12 protein-coding genes are annotated in these 21194 nt (G+C 70.4%); 7 read left to right on the top strand and 5 right to left on the bottom strand.

Annotated elements, in window-relative coordinates; genetic code table 11:
- Positions 1 to 4 precede the first annotated feature (4 nt).
- Genes ACQPXS_RS15690 through ACQPXS_RS15680 form a run of 3 tightly spaced genes read right to left on the bottom strand, consistent with a single transcriptional unit; the run spans position 5 to position 3169 of the window.
- Positions 5 to 1024, bottom strand: a complete 1020-nt coding sequence (locus ACQPXS_RS15690) for a TolB family protein (RefSeq protein ID WP_433449845.1) — start codon at positions 1022 to 1024, stop codon at positions 5 to 7.
- Positions 1021 to 2280, bottom strand: a complete 1260-nt coding sequence (locus tag ACQPXS_RS15685) for an MFS transporter (RefSeq protein WP_433449844.1) — start codon at positions 2278 to 2280, stop codon at positions 1021 to 1023. Before ACQPXS_RS15685 ends, ACQPXS_RS15690 begins: the two co-directional genes overlap by 4 nt.
- Before the next feature lies 1 nt (position 2281).
- Positions 2282 to 3169, bottom strand: coding sequence for an alkaline phosphatase family protein (locus ACQPXS_RS15680; RefSeq protein ID WP_433449842.1), 888 nt, complete (start codon positions 3167 to 3169; stop codon positions 2282 to 2284).
- A gap of 405 nt (positions 3170 to 3574) precedes the next feature.
- Here ACQPXS_RS15680 and ACQPXS_RS15675 point away from each other — a divergent pair, with 405 nt between their 5' ends.
- On the top strand, positions 3575 to 6574 hold the full coding sequence (locus tag ACQPXS_RS15675; protein ID WP_433449840.1) for a bifunctional [glutamine synthetase] adenylyltransferase/[glutamine synthetase]-adenylyl-L-tyrosine phosphorylase: 3000 nt from the start codon (positions 3575 to 3577) through the stop codon (positions 6572 to 6574).
- Between the two features lie 26 nt (positions 6575 to 6600).
- Here the strand turns inward: ACQPXS_RS15675 and ACQPXS_RS15670 are convergent, their stop codons facing one another.
- Both ACQPXS_RS15670 and ACQPXS_RS15665 read right to left on the bottom strand, forming a co-directional pair.
- Positions 6601 to 7473 (bottom strand): phosphatase PAP2 family protein, encoded by an 873-nt coding sequence (locus ACQPXS_RS15670; RefSeq protein WP_433449839.1) that lies wholly within the window; start codon positions 7471 to 7473, stop codon positions 6601 to 6603.
- Positions 7474 to 7541: 68 nt separating this feature from the next.
- Positions 7542 to 8576: a LacI family DNA-binding transcriptional regulator gene (locus ACQPXS_RS15665; RefSeq protein ID WP_365325205.1), complete on the bottom strand. Its 1035-nt coding sequence runs from the start codon at positions 8574 to 8576 to the stop codon at positions 7542 to 7544.
- Positions 8577 to 8920: 344 nt separating this feature from the next.
- Between ACQPXS_RS15665 and ACQPXS_RS15660 the strand changes: the two genes are divergently transcribed.
- From ACQPXS_RS15660 to pulA, 6 genes are all read left to right on the top strand, one after another.
- Positions 8921 to 10198, top strand: a complete 1278-nt coding sequence (locus ACQPXS_RS15660; RefSeq protein WP_351798406.1) for an extracellular solute-binding protein — start codon at positions 8921 to 8923, stop codon at positions 10196 to 10198.
- Positions 10199 to 10298: 100 nt separating this feature from the next.
- Entirely contained in the window at positions 10299 to 11303 is a 1005-nt protein-coding gene (locus ACQPXS_RS15655; protein WP_433449838.1) for a carbohydrate ABC transporter permease, read from the top strand.
- A gap of 16 nt (positions 11304 to 11319) precedes the next feature.
- Positions 11320 to 12225, top strand: a complete 906-nt coding sequence (locus tag ACQPXS_RS15650; RefSeq protein ID WP_351798411.1) for a sugar ABC transporter permease — start codon at positions 11320 to 11322, stop codon at positions 12223 to 12225.
- 166 nt (positions 12226 to 12391) lie between these two features.
- Positions 12392 to 14074: a glycoside hydrolase family 13 protein gene (locus ACQPXS_RS15645; RefSeq protein ID WP_365325201.1), complete on the top strand. Its 1683-nt coding sequence runs from the start codon at positions 12392 to 12394 to the stop codon at positions 14072 to 14074.
- Positions 14075 to 14229: 155 nt separating this feature from the next.
- Positions 14230 to 15606, top strand: a complete 1377-nt coding sequence (locus ACQPXS_RS15640) for an alpha-amylase (RefSeq protein WP_433449836.1) — start codon at positions 14230 to 14232, stop codon at positions 15604 to 15606.
- Positions 15607 to 15795: 189 nt separating this feature from the next.
- On the top strand, positions 15796 to 21168 hold the full coding sequence (gene pulA / locus ACQPXS_RS15635) for a pullulanase-type alpha-1,6-glucosidase (protein ID WP_433449835.1): 5373 nt from the start codon (positions 15796 to 15798) through the stop codon (positions 21166 to 21168).
- The last annotated feature ends 26 nt before the right edge of the window (positions 21169 to 21194 follow it).

The following is a 21194-nucleotide window of genomic DNA, read 5'->3' as shown; positions in this document are numbered from 1 at the left end:
ACGGTCAGCGGACGTACGCGGCGGACACCGCGGCCGAGGCGATCCGGCGCGGGGCCCCGGAGCCGTCCGCGGGAACCGTGTAGAGGTCCGCGCCGTAGTCCCCGGGCAGGGCGTAGACCAGGGTGTGCGCATCGCGCCACACCACCTGGTCGTCGACGCTGCGGGACTCGGCGAGCGGGGTCTCCCGCAAGGTGCGCAGGTCGAGGACGTACAGATGCCAAGGGGCGTCCTTCGGCAGCCCCGCGACCCGCTTCTTGTAGGCGATCCGCGTGCCGTCGGGCGAGAGGGACGGACACTCGACGTTGGTGTGCACAGCCGTGACCGTGCGGGCGCGCAGATCACCTCGTACGAGATAGGTCTTCCCCTGCGTCGCCAAGGTGGCGTAGAACGTGCGGTCGTCCGCCGCGAACGTCACGCCCCAGAAGTTGGCGTCCGCCGCGTGGTAGGTGTGCCCGTCCTTGACGATCCGGAAGGCCTCCAGGGACGGGATCAGCTCACCGCTCCTCGTGTCCACGATCGCCGCACGCGTGGAGAAGTTCGTACCGGCGTAGGAGTCGCCGCCCACGAACGCCGTCCAGGCCGCGAAGTGACCCGTGGGGGAGACCCGGGCGCGGGACGGGATGCCCGGGACGTCGTACCGGTGGACGGTGCGCAGGCGGGCGTCCAGGATCAGCGCGCGATAGGTGTCCGAGACCGGGCCGTGCACCGCCTGCAGACACACGCCGGTTCCGGCAGCGGTGTAGAAGCGCAGGCACTTGACGCCGGAGGCGGTACGCGGACCCGACGGGTCGGACGCCGGGACGCTGACGATCTCGTCCCGGTGCGGCCCCCAGGCCATGTTCCGGAACTCCAGCACCCCGCGCCCGGTCAGCGTCACCGCCCCCGCCGTGACCCGCGGACCGCCCGCCTGCGCCTGGCCACGGCGGTCGGCCCGGGCCGAGGCGTGCAGCACGGACGCCAGCCCCACCGCCGCGAGCACGGCGACGGCGGCGACCAGGATCAGGATGCGGTTGCGTACGGTCATGCGGGCACCGTCCCCTTCGGGCGCAGGGTGAGGGAGAAGGCGGCACACGCGGCCAGCGCCACCGCCGCGCCCGCCAGCGCCGTCCGGTCGCCCCACACCGTCCAGGCCGCGCCGAACAGCAGCGAGCAGGCGAACCGGGCCAGCGCCTGCCCGGTCTGCACGAGGGCCAGCCCGGACGAGCGCAGCGCCTCCGGCACCCCGTCCGAGGCCGCCGCCATCAGCACGCCGTCGGTGGCCGCGTAGAAGGCGCCGTGCAGGGCGAGGACGACGTACGGCAGGGCCGAGCCGTGCCACGCCGTGAGCAGCAAGGCGTACGCGACCAGCAGGGCACCGTGCCCGGCGACGAACACCGCCCACCGGCCCACCCGGTCCGCGAGCCGCCCGAGCGGCACCGCCAGCAGCAGGAAGGAGGCGGCCGTACCGAGCGGCAGCAAGGCGAACCACCGGTCCGGGACGCCGAGCCGGCGCTGCAGCAGCAGATACACGAACGAGTCGCTGACCGTGGCCAGGCCCAGCAGCAGCGCGCACACCGCGATCCGCCGCAGCCCGCGCCGCCGCAACAGCCCCACCGCGCCCCGCAGGGTGGGCCGCTCGTCCCCGACGGCGCCACCGCGCCCGCCCGGCACGAACAGCACCAGGACCAGCACACCCAGCGCCGCGACACAGAAGCTGACGGTGAACACGGCGTCGTATCCGTCGACGGTCGCCCGCAGGATCAGGAAGGCCACCAGCGGGCCGAGCAGCGCACCCGCCGTGTCCATGGCGCGGTGCACACCGAAGGCCCGCCCCCGGGTCTCCGCCGTGCTGGACAGCGAGATGAGGGCGTCCCGGGGCGCGGTCCGCAGCCCCTTCCCCGTGCGGTCGGCGGCCAGGACGAGCCCGATCGGGGTGAGCGAGTGCGCGACCAGCAGCAGCGGCTTGCACACGGCCGAGACCGCGTACCCGAACCCTGCGACCCACTTGTGCCGCCCGCCACCACGGTCCGCGAGGTGTCCGCCCACGAGCCGTACGACCGCCGAGAACCCGTTGTAGACGCCGTCGAGCAGGCCGAAGCCCAGCGGGGACAGGCCCAGCCCGCTGACCAGGTACAACGGCAGCACGGCCGTGACCATCTCGGACGACACGTCCGTCACCAGACTGACCGTTCCGAGCGCGAGCACGGTCGGGGCGATCGCGGCACGGCGCCGCCCGGCCAGTGGCCGGACGGCACCGTCCGCGGACGCCGGCGTACTCGCGCGGCTGTCCGCTACGTACACGTCAGGACGCCCAGATGCCGGTGATGTCCTTGGCGGAGGCCGCGTTGCCCGCGTGCGAGGTCAGCCCCTGGCTGTCCTCCAGGGTGCGCAGCAGGTCGTAGTGGTTGTACGTGGTCGAGCTGGACGACCCGGCCGCCACCGGCTGCCCGTACAGCACGGTCGGGATCCGGTTGCCGCTGAGCCGGTTGTCCTCGTCGAACGTGACGACGAGCAGGCTGTTGTGGGCCTTGGCCCAGGTCGCGTAGGCACCCAGGTTGTTCTTCAGCCAGGTGTCACCGGTGGACACCGAGCAGTCGTGCATGTCGCTGCACAGGTTGGGGACCACGTACGACAGCTGGGGGAGCTGGGTGTAGTCGGTGGGGAACTGGGCGAACGTCTTGGCGCTGGACGTCGGCACGTTGCTGAAACCGAACCACGGGTTGTGCTTCTGGGCGTACTTGCCGCTGGTGCACACGGTCGAGCCCTGGCTCGGCAGGGTCTCGTTGTAGCTGGCCCAGGTGCGGCCGGCGGCGATCAGCTCGGACGCCAGGTTGGGGGCGGAGGAGAACCCCGGCGTGACGCAGCTGTCGTCCGTGATTCCCTGCGTCGAGCCGGAGAACATGGCGTAGTAGTTCGGCTGGCTCGGGTGGGTCTCGGCGTAGGACTGCGTGAGGTTGGCACCTCCCGACTTCAGCGAGTTGATGTACGGGGCGCTGGAGGAGCCGATGACCTGGCTGTACGCGTGGTTCTCGAAGACCACGACGACCACGTGGTCCGGGCTCGGCACGGCGCCCGCGGCGTGCGCGGACTCCTCGCCGATCCCGGTCCACAGCCCGAACGCGGCCGCGGCGAGGGCCGCTGCGGACGCCACGACGGTACGGGCACGGCGGGACACGGAACTGCCGGACACATCAACCTCCGGTTGGGGGCGGGACGGGGTTGGCGGTGCGGACAGAGCATGCACACGCCAACATTCCCCCGCCGCACGGCACCCAACCGGGAGAGTGAAGAGCGGATGAACTACTACCCGCAGCCACGCCCGGCGGGACGGGGACGTGCCGGGCGGTGTCCGCCCGCCGCAGACACGGGACACGCATCCGCAGGGGGCCACGCATCGTAGGAACCACGCCGGACCACGCATCCGCAGGCGACTCCCACACCGGCACCCCACACCGGCCCAGCACGGGCCCCCACCCGCATGCGACCCAGCCCCCGCAGGACCCACACCCGCTCGGCGAAGCCCCCCCGCCCCCCTCCGGTTAGGCTCTGGCCAGGACGATGCCGAGCCGAGACGTACGCAGGGGAGGCCACGGAGATGACGCCGGGGCGCAGAAGCAGTACCTTCAGCCGGCTGCTCCGGCACGGCTTCACCGACCCCTCCGCCGCGGAGCGCCTCCTGGACGGTCCGGAACTCGCCCCCGTCCGCAACGACCCCGTCCTCCTGGAAGCGCTGGGCGCCACCGCCGACCCCGACCTCGCCCTGCACGGCCTGGTCCGCCTCCTGGAGGCGCAGGACGGCCAGACGGCCCACCGCGAACTGCTGGACACCCTCATCGCGGCCAAGCCGCTGCGCGACCGCCTCCTCGGCGTCCTCGGTGCCTCCGCCGCCCTCGCCGACCACCTGGCCCGCCACCCGAGCGACTGGCACGCCCTGGTCACCTACGAGCCCCGGGACCTGCACCCGGGCGTCGAGGAGTTCGAGCGCGGCCTGGCCGGGGCCGCGGACCCCGTCTCCCTCCGCGTCGCCTACCGCCGCTGTCTGCTCTCCATCGCCGCCCGCGACGTCTGCGGCACCACGGACGTCGCCGAGACGGCCGCCGAACTCGCCGACCTCGCCACGGCCACCCTCCGCGCCGCCCTGGCCATCGCGCAGGCCCACGCCCCCGGGGACGCCGCCGCCTGCCGCCTCGCGGTGATCGCGATGGGCAAGTGCGGCGGCCACGAACTGAACTACGTCTCCGACGTGGATGTGATCTTCGTGGCCGAGGCGGCCGACGGCACCACCGAGGCCAAGGCCCTCACCGCGGCCACCCGCCTCGCCTCGCACCTCATGCGGATCTGCTCGGAGACCACCGTGGAGGGCTCCATCTGGCCGGTGGACGCCAACCTCCGCCCCGAGGGCCGCAACGGCCCCCTGGTCCGCACCCTCTCCTCCCACGTCGCCTACTACCAACGCTGGGCCAAGACCTGGGAGTTCCAGGCCCTGCTCAAGGCCCGCCCGGTGGCGGGCGACGCCGACCTCGGCCAGGCGTACGTCGACGCCCTGGAACCCCTGGTCTGGAAGGCGGCCGAGCGCGAGAACTTCGTGGCGGACGTCCAGAAGATGCGCCGGCGCGTGGTCGAGAACATCCCCGCGTCCGAGATCGAGCGCGAGCTCAAGCTCGGACCCGGCGGTCTGCGCGACGTCGAATTCGCCGTCCAGCTCCTGCAGTTGGTGCACGGCCGCACCGACCTCGCCCTGCGCAGCGGCACCACCCTGGACGCCCTCCAGGCCCTGGCCGCCGGAGGCTATGTCGGCCGCGAGGACGCCGCCCGCCTGGACGAGGCGTACCGCTTCCTGCGCTCGATGGAGCACCGCATCCAGCTCTACCGCCTGCGCCGCACCCACCTCGTCCCGGTCGCCGAGGAGGACCAGCGGCGCCTCGGCCGCTCCCTCGGCCTGCGCACCGACCCGGTGACCGAGCTGATCCGGGAGTGGAAGCGGCACACCGGCGTCGTACGGCGGCTGCACGAGAAGCTGTTCTACCGCCCGCTGCTCGACGCGGTCGCCCAACTCGCACCCGGCGAGGCCCGCCTGAGCCCCGAGGCGGCCCGCGAGCGCCTCGTCGCCCTCGGCTACGCCGACCCGGCAGCCGCCCTGCGCCACCTCGAAGCACTCGCGTCCGGCGTGACCCGCAAGGCGGCCATCCAGCGCACCCTGCTCCCCGTCCTCCTCGGCTGGTTCGCCGACTCCGCGGACCCGGACGCGGGCCTGCTGAACTTCCGCAAGGTCTCCGACGCGCTCGGCAAGACCCCCTGGTACCTGCGCCTCCTGCGCGACGAGGGCGCGGCGGCCGAGAACCTGGCCCGCGTGCTGTCGGCGGGCCGCCTCGCCCCCGACCTCCTCATGCGCGCCCCCGAGGCGGTGGCCCTGCTGGGCGACGGCGACGGCGGCGGCCTCGACCCGCGCGTGCGCGCCCACCTGGAGCAGGAGATCCTGGCCGCCGTGGGCCGTGCGGAGAACGCCGAGCAGGGCGTCACCGCGGCCCGCGGCGTGCGCCGCCGCGAGCTGTTCCGCACCGCCGCCGCCGACATCGTAGGCTCCTACGGCACCGAGACCAGCCCCGCCGAGGCCGACCAGGGCGCCCTCGTGGACCGGGTCGGCGCGGCGGTCTCCGACCTCACCGCCGCCACCCTCGCCGGCACCCTGCGCGCGGTGGTCCGGGACGGCTGGGGCGACACGCTGCCCACCCGGTTCGCGATCATAGGGATGGGCCGTTTCGGCGGCCACGAGCTGGGCTACGGCTCCGACGCGGACGTCGTCTTCGTGCACGAGCCGCAGGACGGCGTGGACGAGCACGAGGCGGCCGCCGCCGCGAACAAGGTCGTCGCCGAGATGCGCCGCCTGCTCCAGCTGCCCAGCGCCGACCCGCCGCTGCTCATCGACGCCGACCTGCGCCCGGAGGGCAAGTCGGGCCCGATGGTGCGCACCCTGAAGTCGTACGAGGCGTACTACCGCCGCTGGTCCCTGGTCTGGGAGTCGCAGGCGCTGCTGCGGGCCGAGCCGGTCGCCGGGGACGAGGACCTGGGCCGCCGCTTCACCGAGCTGATCGACCCCCTGCGCTATCCGCGGCGCGGTCTCGACGAGGACGCCGTCCGTGAGATCCGCCGGCTGAAGGCCCGTATGGAGTCCGAGCGCCTGCCGCGCGGCGCCGACCCGAAGCTGCACACCAAGCTCGGTCCGGGCGGGCTGTCCGACGTCGAGTGGACCGTCCAGCTGTTCCAGCTGCGGCACGGCTGGGAGCAGCCCGGTCTGCGCACCACCCGCACCCGCCAGGCGCTGGCCGCCGCGCGCGAGGCCGGGCTGCTGTCCGCCGAGGAGGCGGAGATCCTGGACGAGGCCTGGGTGCTGGCGACGCGGGTGCGCAACGCGGTGATGCTGGTGCGCGGCCGGGCCGGGGACACCTTCCCCACCGAGCCGCGCGAGCTGTCCGCCGTGGGCCGCTACCTGGGCTACGGCGCCGGGCACGCCGGGGACATGCTGGACGCGTACCGCCGTACCACCCGCAGGGCGCGCACCGTGGTCGAGGAGCTGTTCTACGGCAACGGAGGGTGAGCCCGGCGGGGGACCCGGGCGCGCGCTCAGGCCCGGGCCGCCGCCCCTTCCGGCTCGCGCCTGCGGACCGGCACGACCCGGGGCAGGGCGTACGGCAGCGTGCCGTACCACACCCGCGCCACCGTGAACCCGAAGGCCAGGCAGAGCATGCCGCCCACGGCGTCCAGCCAGAAGTGGTTGGCCGTGGCAACGATGACCAGCAGGGTGGCCGCCGGGTAGAGCAGGCCCAGCACCCGCACCCACGGCACGGACGCCAGCGCGAAGATCGTCAGCCCGCACCACAGCGACCAGCCGATGTGCATCGACGGCATCGCCGCGTACTGGTTCGACATGTCCTTCAGATCGCCGGAGGCCATCGAGCCCCATGTGTGGTGCACCATCACGGTGTCCACGAAGTGCCCGCCGCGCATCAACCGAGGGGGCGCGAGCGGAAACAGATAGTAACCGAGCAGGGCCACACCCGTCGTCGCGAACAGCACCAGCCGGGCCGCCGCATAGCGGCCGGGATGCCACCGGTACAGCCACACCAGGACACCGATCGTGATGATGAAGTGCAGTGTGGCGTAGTAGTAGTTCATGCCGATGATCAGCCAAGTCGCCGAGTTCACGGCGTGGTTGACGGACTGCTCGACGGCGACGCCCAGGTGGTGCTCGACCCGCCAGATCCAGTCGGCGTTGCGCAGCGCCTTGCCCCGCTGCTCCGGGACGGCGTTGCGGATCAGCGAGTACGTCCAGTAACTCACCGCGATCAGAAGGACCTCGAACCAGAGCCGGGGCCGGCGCGGGCGCCGCAGCCGGCCGGCGAGACCCCGCACCCCTCGCCTGTCCTCACCCGTGACGGCCTGCGGAACGGCCACCTCATCGCGACCTTCCGACTGCGTCACGGTCGAGTCACTCATAGGCATCAAGTCTGCCAGAAAAGGGTCCTTCGACCGATCATCCCAAGGTCGGGTCCGCCACGCACCTTCTACGACGCACGGACGACATTCGGCGCCGAAGCGGTCGAACCGCGCACCACCAGCTCCGGCATGAACACGAACTCGCTGTGCGGCGCGGGCGTCCCGCCGATCTCCTCCAGCAACGTGCGCACCGCGGCCTGGCCCATCGCCGGCACCGGCTTGCGGATCGTGGTCAGCGGCGGGTCGGTGAAGGCGATCAGCGGGGAGTCGTCGAAGCCCACCACCGACACGTCCCGGGGCACTTCCAGACCCCGCTGCCGGGCCGCCCTTATCGCACCGAGCGCCATCATGTCGCTGGCGCACACCACGGCCGTGCAGTCCCGCTCGATCAGCGCGGTCGCCGCCGCCTGACCACCCTCCAGCGTGTACAGCGAGTGCTGGATCAGCTCGGTCTCGATCGTCTCGGCGGCGAGCCCCAACTGGTCCTGCACGGCCCGCACGAAGCCCTCGATCTTGCGCTGCACCGGCACGAACCGCTTCGGCCCGAGCGCGAGCCCGATCCGGGTGTGGCCGAGTGACGCCAGGTGGGTCACCGCGAGGGTCATCGCGGCCCGGTCGTCGGGGGAGATGAACGGCGCCTGCACCTTCGGCGAGAAACCGTCCACCAGCACGAACGGCACGCCCTGCGCCCGCAGCCGCTCATAGCGCTGCATGTCGGCGGTGGTGTCGGCGTGCAGCCCGGAGACGTAGATGATCCCGGCGACCCCGCGGTCCACCAGCATCTCGGTCAGCTCGTCCTCGGTCGAGCCGCCCGGGGTCTGGGTGGCCAGCACCGGCGTGTAACCCTGCCGCGTCAGCGCCTGGCCGATGACCTGGGCCAGCGCCGGGAATATCGGGTTCTCCAGCTCCGGCGTGATCAGACCGACCAGCCCCTCGCTGCGCTGCCGCAGCCGCACCGGGCGCTCGTAGCCCAGCACGTCCAGCGCGGCCAGCACGGACTGGCGGGTGGTGGCGGCGACGCCCGGCTTCCCGTTGAGGACCCGGCTGACGGTCGCTTCGCTCACCCCCGCCTGCGCAGCGATGTCGGCAAGCCGTGTGGTCACGGCACTGGACTGTACCGGTCGTATGTCGCCTTGCACACCGACGGGACGCCGTGCACGAGCGGCCGGACGGCCCGCCCTGGGTTGCTGCCTCATCGGGCTCCCTCGAGTTGGTGGCGGCAAGAGCTTGCAGAGTCTTGCACACGAGTCGTCTCTCCGCTGAGCGGTAACGACAGGGTAACCATCGTGTTCCCTTGCACTTTTTTTCTGCAAGGTCTTTCGCAACGCTTACAACGCTGTTACGTTCCTGGTCGCCCGGCGGCCGCAACGGCGCAGTCGGCAAGACGGCAGGGACGGCGCGGGACCGGCTCCTGCATCACACGGGCTTTAACCCTCAAGGAGAACTCATGCGGCGTGGCATAGCGGCCTCCGCGCTGGTGGCGTCCCTCGCCCTCGCGGCGACGGCCTGCGGCGGCGGGAGCAGCAGCGACAGCGGTAAGTCGGACGGCCCGGTGACCATCACCTGGTGGGACACCTCCAACGCCACGAACGAGGCGCCGACGTACCAGGCCCTGATCAAGCAGTTCGAGGCTGCCAACAAGAACATCAAGGTCAAGTACGTCAACGTCCCCTTCGACCAGGCGCAGAACAAGTTCGACACCGCGGCCGGCTCCAAGGGTGCCCCGGACGTGCTGCGCTCCGAGGTCGGCTGGACCCCGGCCTTCGCGAAGAAGGGCTACTTCCTGCCGCTGGACGGCACCGAGGCCCTCGCCGACCAGGCCAAGTTCCAGCCGAGCCTGATCAAGCAGGCCCAGTACCAGGGCAAGACCTACGGCGTGCCGCTGGTCACCGACACCCTGGCCCTCGTCTACAACAAGGCCCTGTTCAAGAAGGCCGGCATCACCGAGGCCCCCAAGACCTGGGACGAGCTGAAGTCCGACGCCGCCAAGGTCCAGGCCAAGACCGGCCAGTTCGGCTACTGGGGCTCCACCCAGGCCTACTACGCGCAGTCCTTCCTCTACGGCGAGGGCACCGACACCGTCGACGCCTCCGCCAAGAAGATCACCGTCGACTCGGCCGCCGCGAAGAAGGCCTACGGCACCTGGCTGAGCACGTTCTCCGGCAAGGGCCTGCACAAGGCCGACACCACCGCCGACGCCTACGCCCACATCCAGGACGCGTTCGTCAACGGCAAGGTCGCCGCGATCATCCAGGGCCCCTGGGAGATCACGAACTTCTACAAGGGCAGCGCCTTCAAGGACAAGTCCAACCTCGGCATCGCCACCGTCCCGGCCGGCTCCAGCGGCAAGGCGGGCGCCCCGACCGGCGGCCACAACCTCGCGGTCTACGCCGGCTCGGACAAGTCCCACCAGGAGGCGGCGCTGAAGTTCGTGAAGTTCATGACCTCGGCGGCCTCCCAGGAGACCATCGCCCTGAAGAACTCCACCCTGCCCACCCGTGAGGACGCCTACACCGCGCAGGTCAAGGCCGACCCGGGCATCGCCGGCTACCAGGCCGTGCTGCCCGCCGCCCAGCCCCGCCCGGCGCTGCCCGAGTACAGCAGCCTGTGGGGTCCGCTCGACACCGAGCTGCCGAAGATCGCCGGCGGCAAGGAGTCGCTGGACAAGGGCCTGAGCAACGCCGAGGTCGCCATCGCCAAGCTGGTGCCCGACTTCAGCAAGTGACGCCCGGGTGGCCGTCGGATCCTCTCGAAGGAGGGGAAGGATCCGGCGGCCACCGCCCTGTGCCCGGCCCAACCCCTGATCGTTTTGAAGGTGTCGAACCATGACAGTCGCCATCGACCGCGCGACCGGCAAGCGCCGCGGTGACCGCGCGCCTCGGCCCGGGCTGGGGCAGCGCATCAAGAACGGGTACCAGAGGTACTGGTACGCCTACGCGATGATCGCCCCGGTGGTCGTCGTGCTCGCCGTGATCGTGGGCTACCCGCTGATCCGCGGTGTCTACCTCACCCTCACCGACGCCAACAGCCTCAACTCGGCGCGCACGATCGGCGTCAACCACATCCCGGCCAGCTACAAGTTCATCGGGTTCGGCAACTACAAGGACATCCTGTTCGGCCCGTTGTCGTACGACCGGTTCTGGTCGCACTTCCTGTGGACCGTGGTGTGGACGGCCGCCTGTGTGGCCCTGCACTACACCATCGGCCTGGCCCTCGCGCTCATGCTCAACGAGAAGCTGCGCGGCCGCACCTTCTACCGGGTGCTGCTGGTCCTGCCCTGGGCCGTGCCGACCTTCGTCACCGTCTTCTCCTGGCGGATCATGCTCTCCGACTCCGGAGTGATCAACCAGATCCTGCACGCCGTGCACCTGCCCCAGCCGCAGTGGCTGGAGGACACCTTCTGGCAGCGGTTCGCCGCGATCATGGTCAACACCTGGTGCGGTGTGCCGTTCATGATGCTCTCGCTGCTCGGCGGACTGCAGTCCATCGACTCCTCGCTCTACGAGGCCGCGGAGATGGACGGCGCCAGCGCCTGGCAGCGCTTCCGGCACGTCACCCTGCCGGGGCTGAGGTCCGTCAGCTCCACCGTCGTCCTCCTCGGCATCATCTGGACCTTCAACCAGTTCGCCATCATCTTCCTGCTGTTCGGGCCGACCAGCGCCCCCGACGCCCAGATCCTCGTCACCTGGGCCTACTTCCTGGGCTTCGGACAGCAGCCGCGCGACTTCGCCCAGTCCGCCGCGTACGGCGTACTGCTGCTGTCGATCATCACCGTCTTCACCTCCTTCTACTTCCGCTGGCTGAAGCGCAATGACCAGCTCGCCGTCTGACGCCGCAGGAGCCGCCATGAGCACCACGACCCTCGAAAAGACCGAGGCCGGGCCGGTCCCCGCCGCGCAGCCCCGGCGCCGGACCCGCCGGCGCGGCGAACGCGGCCCGGTCGGCGCCGCCCTCCTGCACGGCGGTCTCGCCGTGGCGAGCCTGATCGCGCTCGCCCCCGTGGCCTGGCTGATCTTCCTCTCGCTCGGCCCCGAGAAGGACGACTACCTGCACCCGGGCAAGATCCTGGGCAAGCTCAGCTTCTCCAACTACAGCTTCGTGCTGGAGCACACCGGCTTCTTCGACTGGTTCAAGTCGACGATGATCGTGGCCGGCGGCACCACCCTGATCGGCGTCTTCGTCGCCGCCACCACCGGCTACGCGGTCTCCCGGATGCGCTTCCCCGGCTACAAGCAGCTGATGTGGGTCCTGCTGCTCACCCAGGCCTTCCCGATCGCCATCCTCATCGTGCCGATGTACGAGATCTTCAGCCAGCTCGACCTCATCGACACCTACTGGGCGCTGATCGTCATCAACTGCACCACCGCCGTGCCGTACAGCGCCTGGCTGCTCAAGGGGTACTTCGACACCATCCCCTTCGAGATCGACGAGGCCGGACGCGTCGACGGACTGAGCCCCTTCGGCACCTTCTTCCGGCTGATCCTGCCGCTGGCCCGCCCGGGCCTCGCCGTCGCCGCCTTCTACAACTTCATCACCGCGGTCGGCGAGGTCGCCTTCGCGACGACCTTCATGCTGGACGACTCCAAATACACCTTCGCCGTCGGTCTGCAGACCTTCGTCAGCGAGCACGACGCCCAGTGGAACTACATGGCCGCCACCGCGGTGCTGATCGCGATACCCGTGTCGGTGTTCTTCTACCTCGTGCAGAAGAACCTCGTGACCGGCCTCACCGCCGGCGGCACCAAGGGCTGACGCCCCCCGGGACTCCCGCGCGCCTCACCGCGCGGGTAGGCGGCCGCGGTGTCCATCCGACCCCGCTGTCACCGCGGCCGCCTCGCACCCGCACCCCCGGCCCACCCGCATCCGCCGCCGCACCCACGCGCCCATGAACCGAACCCCGTTACAGACCAAGGACGCCATGAGCCAGCAGCACCCTGCCGCACCGGCCCACCACTCCACCGCCGCAACCGTCGCCGCCGTCGCCGACCGCCGCCGCGACTGGTGGCGGGACGCGGTCATCTACCAGGTCTATCCGCGCAGCTTCGCCGACAGCAACGGCGACGGCATGGGCGACCTGGAAGGCGTACGCTCCCGCCTGCCGTACCTGCGCGACCTCGGCGTCGACGCCGTGTGGCTCAGCCCCTTCTACGCCTCCCCGCAGGCCGACGCGGGCTACGACGTCGCCGACTACCGTGCCGTCGACCCGATGTTCGGCAACCTGCTCGACGCCGACGCGCTGATCCGCGACGCCCACGAGCTGGGCCTGAGGATCATCGTCGACCTCGTGCCGAACCACTCCTCCGACCAGCACGAGTGGTTCAAGCGCGCCCTCGCCGAGGGCCCCGGCTCCCCGCTGCGCGAGCGCTACCACTTCCGCCCCGGCAAGGGGAAGAACGGCGAACTCCCGCCCAACGACTGGGAGTCCATCTTCGGCGGCCCGGCCTGGACCCGGGTGGCCGACGGGGAGTGGTACCTGCACCTGTTCGCGCCCGAGCAGCCCGACTTCAACTGGCAGCACCCGGCCGTCGGTGACGAGTTCCGCTCCATCCTGCGCTTCTGGCTGGACATGGGCGTGGACGGCTTCCGCATCGACGTGGCCCACGGCCTGGTCAAGGCCGACGGCCTGCCCGACCTCGGCTCCCACGACCAGCTCAAGCTGCTGGGCAACGATGTCATGCCGTTCTTCGACCAGGACGGCGTCCACGCGATCTACCGCCAGTGGCGCACGATCCTCGACGAGTACGCGGGCGAGCGGATCTTCGTGGCCGAGGCGTGGACCCCGACCGTCGAGCGCACCGCCAACTACGTCCGCCCGGACGAGCTGCACCAGGCCTTCAACTTCCAGTACCTCAGCGCGGAATGGGACGCGAAGGAGCTCCGGACGGTCATCGACCGCACCCTGGAGGCCATGCGCCCGGTCGGCGCCCCCGCCACCTGGGTGCTGTCCAACCACGACGTCACCCGGCACGCCACCCGCTTCGCCAACCCTCCGGGCCTGGGCACCCAGATCCGCACGGCGGGCGACCGCGAACTGGGCCTGCGCCGGGCCCGCGCCGCCACCCTCCTCATGCTCGCGCTCCCCGGCTCGGCGTACATCTACCAGGGCGAGGAACTGGGCCTGCCGGACGTCGTCGACCTGCCCGACGAGGTGCGCCAGGACCCGGCGTACTTCCGCGGCGCCGGCCAGGACGGCTTCCGCGACGGCTGCCGGGTGCCGATCCCGTGGACCCGTACGGGGTCGTCGTACGGCTTCGGCAGCGGCGGCAGCTGGCTTCCGCAGCCGGCGAGCTGGGGCGAACTGAGCGTGGAGGCCCAGACCGGTGTCCCCGGCTCGACGCTGGAGCTGTACCGCACGGCCCTGGCCGTCCGCCGGACGCAGTCGGACCTGGGCGCGGGCGAAGCGGTGGAGTGGCTGCGCGCCCCCGAGGGCGTCCTGGCCTTCCGGCGGGGCGAGTTCGTGTGCGTCACCAACACGACCGGCGAGTCCGTGACGGCCCCGTCCTACGGCCGTGTCCTGCTCGCCAGCGGTGAGGTGACCGAGGCCGGGGGCGAGACGAAGGTGCCGGCGGACACCACGGTGTGGTGGACGACCGTGGCCTGACGGCCCTTCTGAAAGTTCTTGCATCAACTTCACAACGGCCCGCTGCCTTTCAGGCGGCGGGCCTTTAACATCTGCGTCACCGCAACCTTGCTGAAACATTGCAGCAAGCTCCTTCAGCGGTCTTTCCCCAGCCTTCAAGGACGAAGGACCCCCACATGGCACGCAGAACCCTCCCCGCGGCGCTCGCCCTCGCAGCCGCCGTCACGGTTGGCATGAACCCGACTACCGCGGTGGCCTCCCCGCCCGGCACCAAGGACGTCACCGCCGTCATGTTCGAGTGGAACTACGCCTCGGTGGCCCGCGAGTGCACCACCACCCTCGGCCCCGCCGGCTACGGCTACGTCCAGGTCTCCCCGCCCGCCGAGCACATACAGGGCTCGCAGTGGTGGACGTCGTACCAGCCGGTGTCGTACAAGATCGCGGGCCGCCTCGGCGACCGCACGTCCTTCAAGAACATGATCGACACCTGTCACGCGGCCGGCCTGAAGGTGGTCGTCGACACCGTCGTCAACCACATGTCGGCGGGCAGCGGCACCGGCACCGGCGGCTCGTCGTACACGAAGTACGACTACCCCGGCCTGTACTCGGTCTACGACTTCGACGACTGCATGTCCCAGGTCACCAACTACCAGGACCGCTGGAACGTCCAGCACTGCGAACTGGTCGGCCTCGCCGACCTGGACACCGGCGAGGAGTACGTCCGCAAGACCATCGCCGGCTACATGAACGACCTGCTCTCCCTGGGCGCCGACGGCTTCCGCATCGACGCGGCCAAGCACATCCCGGCGGACGACCTGGCCAACATCAAGTCCCGCCTCACCAACCCCTCCGTCTACTGGAAGCAGGAGGTCATCTACGGCGCGAACGAGGCCGTCCAGCCCTCCGAGTACACCGGCAACGGGGACGTCCAGGAGTTCCGCTACGCCTACGACCTCAAGCGCGTCTTCAACAACGAGAAGCTGGCCTACCTCACCAACTTCGGCGAGGGCTGGGGCTACCTCGGCAGATCGGTGGCCGGCGTCTTCGTCGACAACCACGACACCGAGCGCAACGGCAGCACCCTGAACTACAAGGACGGCGCCAACTACACCCTGGCCAACGTCTTCATGCTCGCCTGGCCCTACGGCGCCCCCGACGTCAACTCCGGCTACGAGTGGTCCGACGCGGACGCCGGCCCGCCCAACGGCGGCCAGGTGACCGCCTGCTGGCAGGACGGCTGGAAGTGCCAGCACGCCTGGCCGGAGATCATCCGCATGGTCGCCTTCCGCAACGCGACCCGCGGCCAGTCGGTGACCAACTGGTGGGACAACGGCAACAACTGGATCGCCTTCGGTCGAGGCAGCAAGGGGTACGTGGCCATCAACCACGAGTCCTCGTCCCAGACCCGCACGTACCAGACCTCGCTGCCCGCCGGCACGTACTGCAACGTGCAGAACAACACGACGGTGACGGTGAACTCCAGTGGGCAGTTCACCGCCACCCTCGGCAGCAACACCGCGCTGGCGATCTATGCGGGGAAGCCGAGTTGCTGAACTGCGGCCGGTGAAGCCCTGGTCGCCGCCGAGGCGCGGCGACCAGGCCCCGGCCCGCCGAGGTTTGACGCTGAAACCTCTTGCCATGTGTTTCAAGACTCTTGCTGTAAACCTTTCGACGGCGATACGGTCGCGCGGGGTCGGACCCAAGGGATCCAAGAGAGCCGCATTCGCTAGGAGTTACCGCCTGTGATACCGAGAGCGAAACGGGCCGCGGCCGTCACCGCCGTGGCCCTCGCCGCCGCCCTGATCCAGCCACTGGCCGCGCAGGCGGCCACCCCGCCCGCGCCTCCGTCGGACGCGAAGCTCGCCGCCGTGCCCGCCCGGCACGACGACACCCGCGAGCAGTTCTACTTCGTCATGCCGGACCGTTTCGCCAACGGTGACACGTCCAACGACAAGGGCGGACTGACCGGCTCCCGGCTCAGCACCGGCTACGACCCCACCGACAAGGGCTTCTACCAGGGCGGCGACCTCAAGGGCCTGACCAAGAGGCTCGACTACATCAAGGGCCTGGGCACGACCGCCATCTGGATGGCACCGATCTTCAAGAACAGGCCCGTGCAGGGCACCGGGGCCAACGCCTCCGCGGGCTACCACGGCTACTGGATCACCGACTTCACCCGGGTCGACCCGCACTTCGGCACCAACAAGGACCTGAAGGCCCTCATCTCCAAGGCGCACGCCAAGGGCATGAAGGTCTTCTTCGACGTCATCACCAACCACACCGCCGACGTCGTGGACTACCAGGAGAGGTCCTACGACTACCTCTCCAAGGGCGCCTTCCCCTATCTGACCGAGGACGGCAGGCCCTTCGACGACGCCGACTACGCGGACGGCGGCCGGAGGTTCCCGGCCGTCTCCGGCGACTCCTTCCCGTACACGCCGAAGGTCACCAGCCGGTCCAAGGTCCCGTCCTGGCTCAACGACCCGACGATGTACCACAACCGGGGCGACTCGACGTACGCCGGCGAGTCCACCACCTACGGCGACTTCTCCGGTCTGGACGACCTGTGGACCGAGCGTCCCGAGGTCGTCCACGGCATGGAGAAGATCTACGAGCGGTGGGTGAGGGACTTCGCCGTCGACGGCTTCCGGATCGACACCGTCAAGCACGTCGACATGCCGTTCTGGACCCAGTGGGCGACCGCGCTCGACAAGTACGCCGCGGCGCACGGGCGGAAGAACTTCTTCATGTTCGGCGAGGTCTACTCCGCCGACACGAACATCACGTCCCCGTACGTCACCCAGGGCCGCCTCGACGCCACCCTCGACTTCCCCTTCCAGGACGCGGCACGCGCCTACGCCTCCCAGGGCGCGAGCGCGCAGAAGCTGGCGAGCGTCTTCGGGGACGACTACAAGTACACGACCGACAAGGCCAACGCGTACGAGCAGGTCACCTTCCTCGGCAACCACGACATGGGCCGGATCGGGTACTTCCTGAAGCAGGACAACCCGAAGGCGGCCGACGCCGAGGTCCTGAAGAAGGACGAGCTCGCCAACGAGCTGATGTTCCTCAGCCGCGGCAACCCGGTCGTCTACTACGGCGACGAGCAGGGCTTCACCGGCTCCGGCGGTGACAAGGACGCCCGCCAGACCATGTTCGCCTCCAAGGTCGCCGACTACCTGGACGACGACGAGATCGGCACCGACCGCACCCACGCGAGCGACTCCTACGACACCGGCGCGCCGCTGTACGAGCAGATCGCCGAGCTGTCCAGGCTCCGCAAGGCCAACCCGGCCCTGACCGACGGAGTGCAGACCCAGCGCTACGCGGCCGACGGCGCCGGCGTCTACGCCTTCACCCGCACGGACGCCAGGACCGGGCAGGAGTACGTCGTCGCGCTCAACAACGCCGACTCGGCGCAGACGGCGACCTTCGCGACCGGTTCCGCGGACATGGTGTACCGGGGTGTCTACGGCGCCACCGGCTCCGTGACGTCCGACGGCGACCGCAAGGTCAGCGTCACCGTCCCGGCCGAGTCCGCCGTCGTCTACAAGGCCACCGGCACCCTCGCCCAGCCCGCCACCGAGCCGGCCGTCACCCTCAAGGCCCCGGCCGCCGGAGCCACCGGCACGGTGGAGGTCGGCGCCGACGTCGACGGCGGTCGGCTGAACCGGGTCGTCTTCGCCGCCCAGGTCGGCGACGCCCCGTGGCAGGTGCTCGGCTCCGCCGACCACGCCCCGTACAAGGTCACCCAGACCCTCGGCGAGGACGTACCCGCCGGGACCGCGCTGCGCTACAAGGCCGTTGTGATCGACTCGGCCGGGCACACCGCGAGCGCCACGGCGAGCAGCACCACCGGCACCCCGCCCGCGCCCGAGGTCCCCACGGCCTCCTCCCGCGACTACGCGATCGTCCACTACAAGCGCACCGACGGCGACTACGACAACTGGGGCCTGTACGCCTGGGGCGACATCGCCGACGGCGAGGCCACGAACTGGCCCGCCAGCCACCCCTTCACCGGCCGGGACGCCTACGGCGCCTTCGCCTGGGTCAAGCTCAAGCCCGGCGCTTCCAACGTCGGCTTCCTGGTCATCGACAAGAACGGCAACAAGGACGTCTCCGCCGACCGGAGCATCGACGTCACCAAGACGGGTGAGGTCTGGGTCGAGCAGGGGAAGCCGGACGTACTGACGCAGAAGCCCGACCATCCGGCGCAGGACACGACCAAGGCGGTCATCCACTACCACCGCGCCGACGGGAACTACGACGGCTGGGGCCTGCACGTCTGGACGGGTGCCGCGAACCCCACCGACTGGTCGAACCCGCTGAAGCCGGTGAAGACTGATGCCTATGGCGCGGTCTTCGAGGTGCCGCTCACCGAGGGTGCCACCAGCCTCAGCTACATCATCCACAAGGGCGACGACAAGGACCTGCCCGCCGACCAGTCACTGGACCTCAAGGCGGGCGGCTACGAGGTGTGGCTGTTGAACGGCCAGGAGAAGTACCTGCTGCCGCAGCCGGCGGGCAGCTCTGCCGCCCTCGACCTGAGCACCTCCAAGGCGATCTGGATCGACCGGGACACGGTCGCCTGGAACGGCGTGGACGGCGCCGCCTCCACCCAGCTGCTGTACTCCCCCGATGGCTCCATCGCCGTCAAGGACGGGGCACTGACCAGCGACGACGAGCGCTGGATCCGGCTGGAGAAGACCACGCTGTCCGACGCCCAGAAGGCGAGGTTCCCGCACCTGAAGGACTACGCCGCCTGGTCCGTCGACCCGCGCGACCGGGACCGGGTGCGTGCGGCTCTCAAGGGCCAGCTGGTCGCCTCCCAGCGGGCCGCCAACGGAGCCGTGCTGGCCGCGACCGGCGTGCAGATCGCGGGCGTGCTGGACGACCTGTACCCCGCCGCGACCAAGGCTGCCCTCGGCCCGGTCTTCCACGACGGCAGGCCGACTCTGTCCGTGTGGGCGCCGACCGCGCAGAGCGTGGCGCTGGAGCTGGACGGCTCCACCCACCCCATGCACCGCGACGACACGACCGGCGTCTGGTCCGTCACCGGCCCGGCGTCCTGGAAGGGCAAGCCGTACCGGTACGTCGTCAAGGTCTGGGCGCCCAGCGTCCGCAAGATGGTGACCAACAAGGTCACCGACCCCTACTCGGTCGCCCTCACCGCCAACTCCGAGCGCAGCCTCGTCGTCGACCTGAACGACAAGGCCCTCGCCCCGAACGGCTGGTCGACCCTGCACAAGCCCAAGGCCGTACCGCTGAAGGACGCGCAGATCCAGGAGCTGCACATCCGGGACTTCTCCGTCGCCGACAAGACGGTTCCCGCGAAGGACCAGGGCACCTACCTGGCCTTCGCCGACAAGGGCAGCGACGGCTCCCGGCACCTGAAGGAGCTGGCGAAGTCCGGCACGTCGTACGTGCACCTGCTGCCCGCCTTCGACATCGCCACCATCCCCGAGAAGAAGGCCGACCAGGCGAGTCCCGACTGCGACCTGGCCTCCTACGCGGCCGACTCCGACAAGCAGCAGGAGTGCGTGGCGAAGACCGCCGCGAAGGACGCCTACAACTGGGGCTACGACCCGTACCACTACACGGTCCCCGAGGGCTCGTACGCCACCGACCCGGACGGCACCGCCCGTACGGTCCAGTTCCGCACGATGGTGCAGGCGCTGAACGAGGACGGCCTCCGGGTCGTCATGGACGTCGTCTACAACCACACGGCGGCCAGCGGCCAGGCGGACACCAGCGTGCTCGACAGGATCGTGCCCGGCTACTACCAGCGGCTGCTCGCCGACGGCTCGGTGGCCAACAGCACCTGCTGCTCCAACACCGCGCCCGAGAACGCGATGATGGGCAAGCTGGTCGTGGACTCGATCGTCACCTGGGCGAAGGAGTACAAGGTCGACGGGTTCCGCTTCGACCTCATGGGACACCACCCGAAGGCCAACATCCTCGCGGTCCGCAAGGCCCTCGACGCGCTGACCCCGGAGAAGGACGGCGTCGACGGCAAGAAGATCATCCTGTACGGCGAGGGCTGGAACTTCGGCGAGGTCGCGAACGACGCCCGCTTCGTGCAGGCCACCCAGGCCCACATGGCCGGCACCGGCATCGCCACCTTCTCCGACCGCGCCCGTGACGCGGTGCGCGGCGGCGGCCCCTTCGACTCCGACCCCGGCATCCAGGGCTTCGCGTCCGGGCTGTACACCGACCCCAACTCGTCCACGGCGAACGGGACGAAGGAGGAGCAGAAGGCGCGCCTCCTGCACTACCAGGACCTGATCAAGATCGGCCTGACCGGAAACCTGGCGAAGTACCACTTCACGGACAGCGACGGCAAGGAGGTCACCGGAGCCGAGGTCGACTACAACGGCGCGCCCGCCGGCTACGCGGACGCACCCGGCGACGCCCTCGCCTATGTGGACGCCCACGACAACGAGTCGCTGTTCGACGCCCTGGCCTACAAGCTCCCGAAGGACACCCCCGCCTCCGACCGGGCCCGGATGCAGGTCCTGGCGATGGCCACGGCCGCCCTGTCACAGGGGCCGGCGCTGTCCCAGGCGGGCACCGACCTGCTGCGCTCGAAGTCGCTGGACCGCAACTCCTTCGACAGCGGGGACTGGTTCAACGCCATCCACTGGAACTGCGCCGACGGCAACGGCTTCGGGCGCGGACTGCCCATGGCGGCCGACAACCAGTCCAAGTGGGACTACGCCAAGCCGCTGCTCACCAGCGTCAAGGTGGGCTGCGAGCAGATCACCGGCACCTCCGCCGCCTACCAGGACCTGCTGAGGATCCGGACCACCGAGAAGGCGTTCTCGCTCGGTACGGCCGGACAGGTGCAGGACCGGCTGTCCTTCCCGCTGTCGGGGAAGGACGAGACCCCCGGGGTGATCACCATGAAGCTCGGTGACCTGGTCGTCGTCTTCAACGCCACGCCGGAGCGGCAGGAGCAGAAGGTCGACGGCCTGGCCGGGACGTCCTACCGGCTGCACCCGGTGCAGGCCTCCGGTGCCGACCCGGTGGTGAAGACCTCCTCGTACGCGGCCGGCTCGGGCACCTTCAGCGTCCCGGCGCGGACCGTGGCCGTGTTCGCACGGGCGGCCGAGTAGGGTCGGGGCGTCGTCGTAGAACAGGA

The sequence above is a fragment of the Streptomyces sp. CA-142005 genome, from assembly GCF_050942335.1.
Classification (GTDB): Bacteria; Actinomycetota; Actinomycetes; order Streptomycetales; family Streptomycetaceae; genus Streptomyces.
The sequence above is the reverse complement of the archived record's forward strand: the minus strand, read 5'-3'. Positions and strand labels throughout refer to the sequence as shown.

Excerpts from the sequence above, each read along its gene's own strand:
- ACQPXS_RS15645 (WP_365325201.1), top strand. The coding sequence starts at position 12,392 with ATGAGCCAGCAGCACCCTGCCGCACCGGCCCACCACTCCACCGCCGCA.
- ACQPXS_RS15690 (WP_433449845.1), bottom strand. The coding sequence starts at position 1,024 with ATGACCGTACGCAACCGCATCCTGATCCTGGTCGCCGCCGTCGCCGTG.
- ACQPXS_RS15660 (WP_351798406.1), top strand. The coding sequence starts at position 8,921 with ATGCGGCGTGGCATAGCGGCCTCCGCGCTGGTGGCGTCCCTCGCCCTC.
- ACQPXS_RS15675 (WP_433449840.1), top strand. The coding sequence starts at position 3,575 with ATGACGCCGGGGCGCAGAAGCAGTACCTTCAGCCGGCTGCTCCGGCAC.
- ACQPXS_RS15655 (WP_433449838.1), top strand. The coding sequence starts at position 10,299 with ATGACAGTCGCCATCGACCGCGCGACCGGCAAGCGCCGCGGTGACCGC.
- ACQPXS_RS15650 (WP_351798411.1), top strand. The coding sequence starts at position 11,320 with ATGAGCACCACGACCCTCGAAAAGACCGAGGCCGGGCCGGTCCCCGCC.
- ACQPXS_RS15640 (WP_433449836.1), top strand. The coding sequence starts at position 14,230 with ATGGCACGCAGAACCCTCCCCGCGGCGCTCGCCCTCGCAGCCGCCGTC.
- ACQPXS_RS15670 (WP_433449839.1), bottom strand. The coding sequence starts at position 7,473 with ATGAGTGACTCGACCGTGACGCAGTCGGAAGGTCGCGATGAGGTGGCC.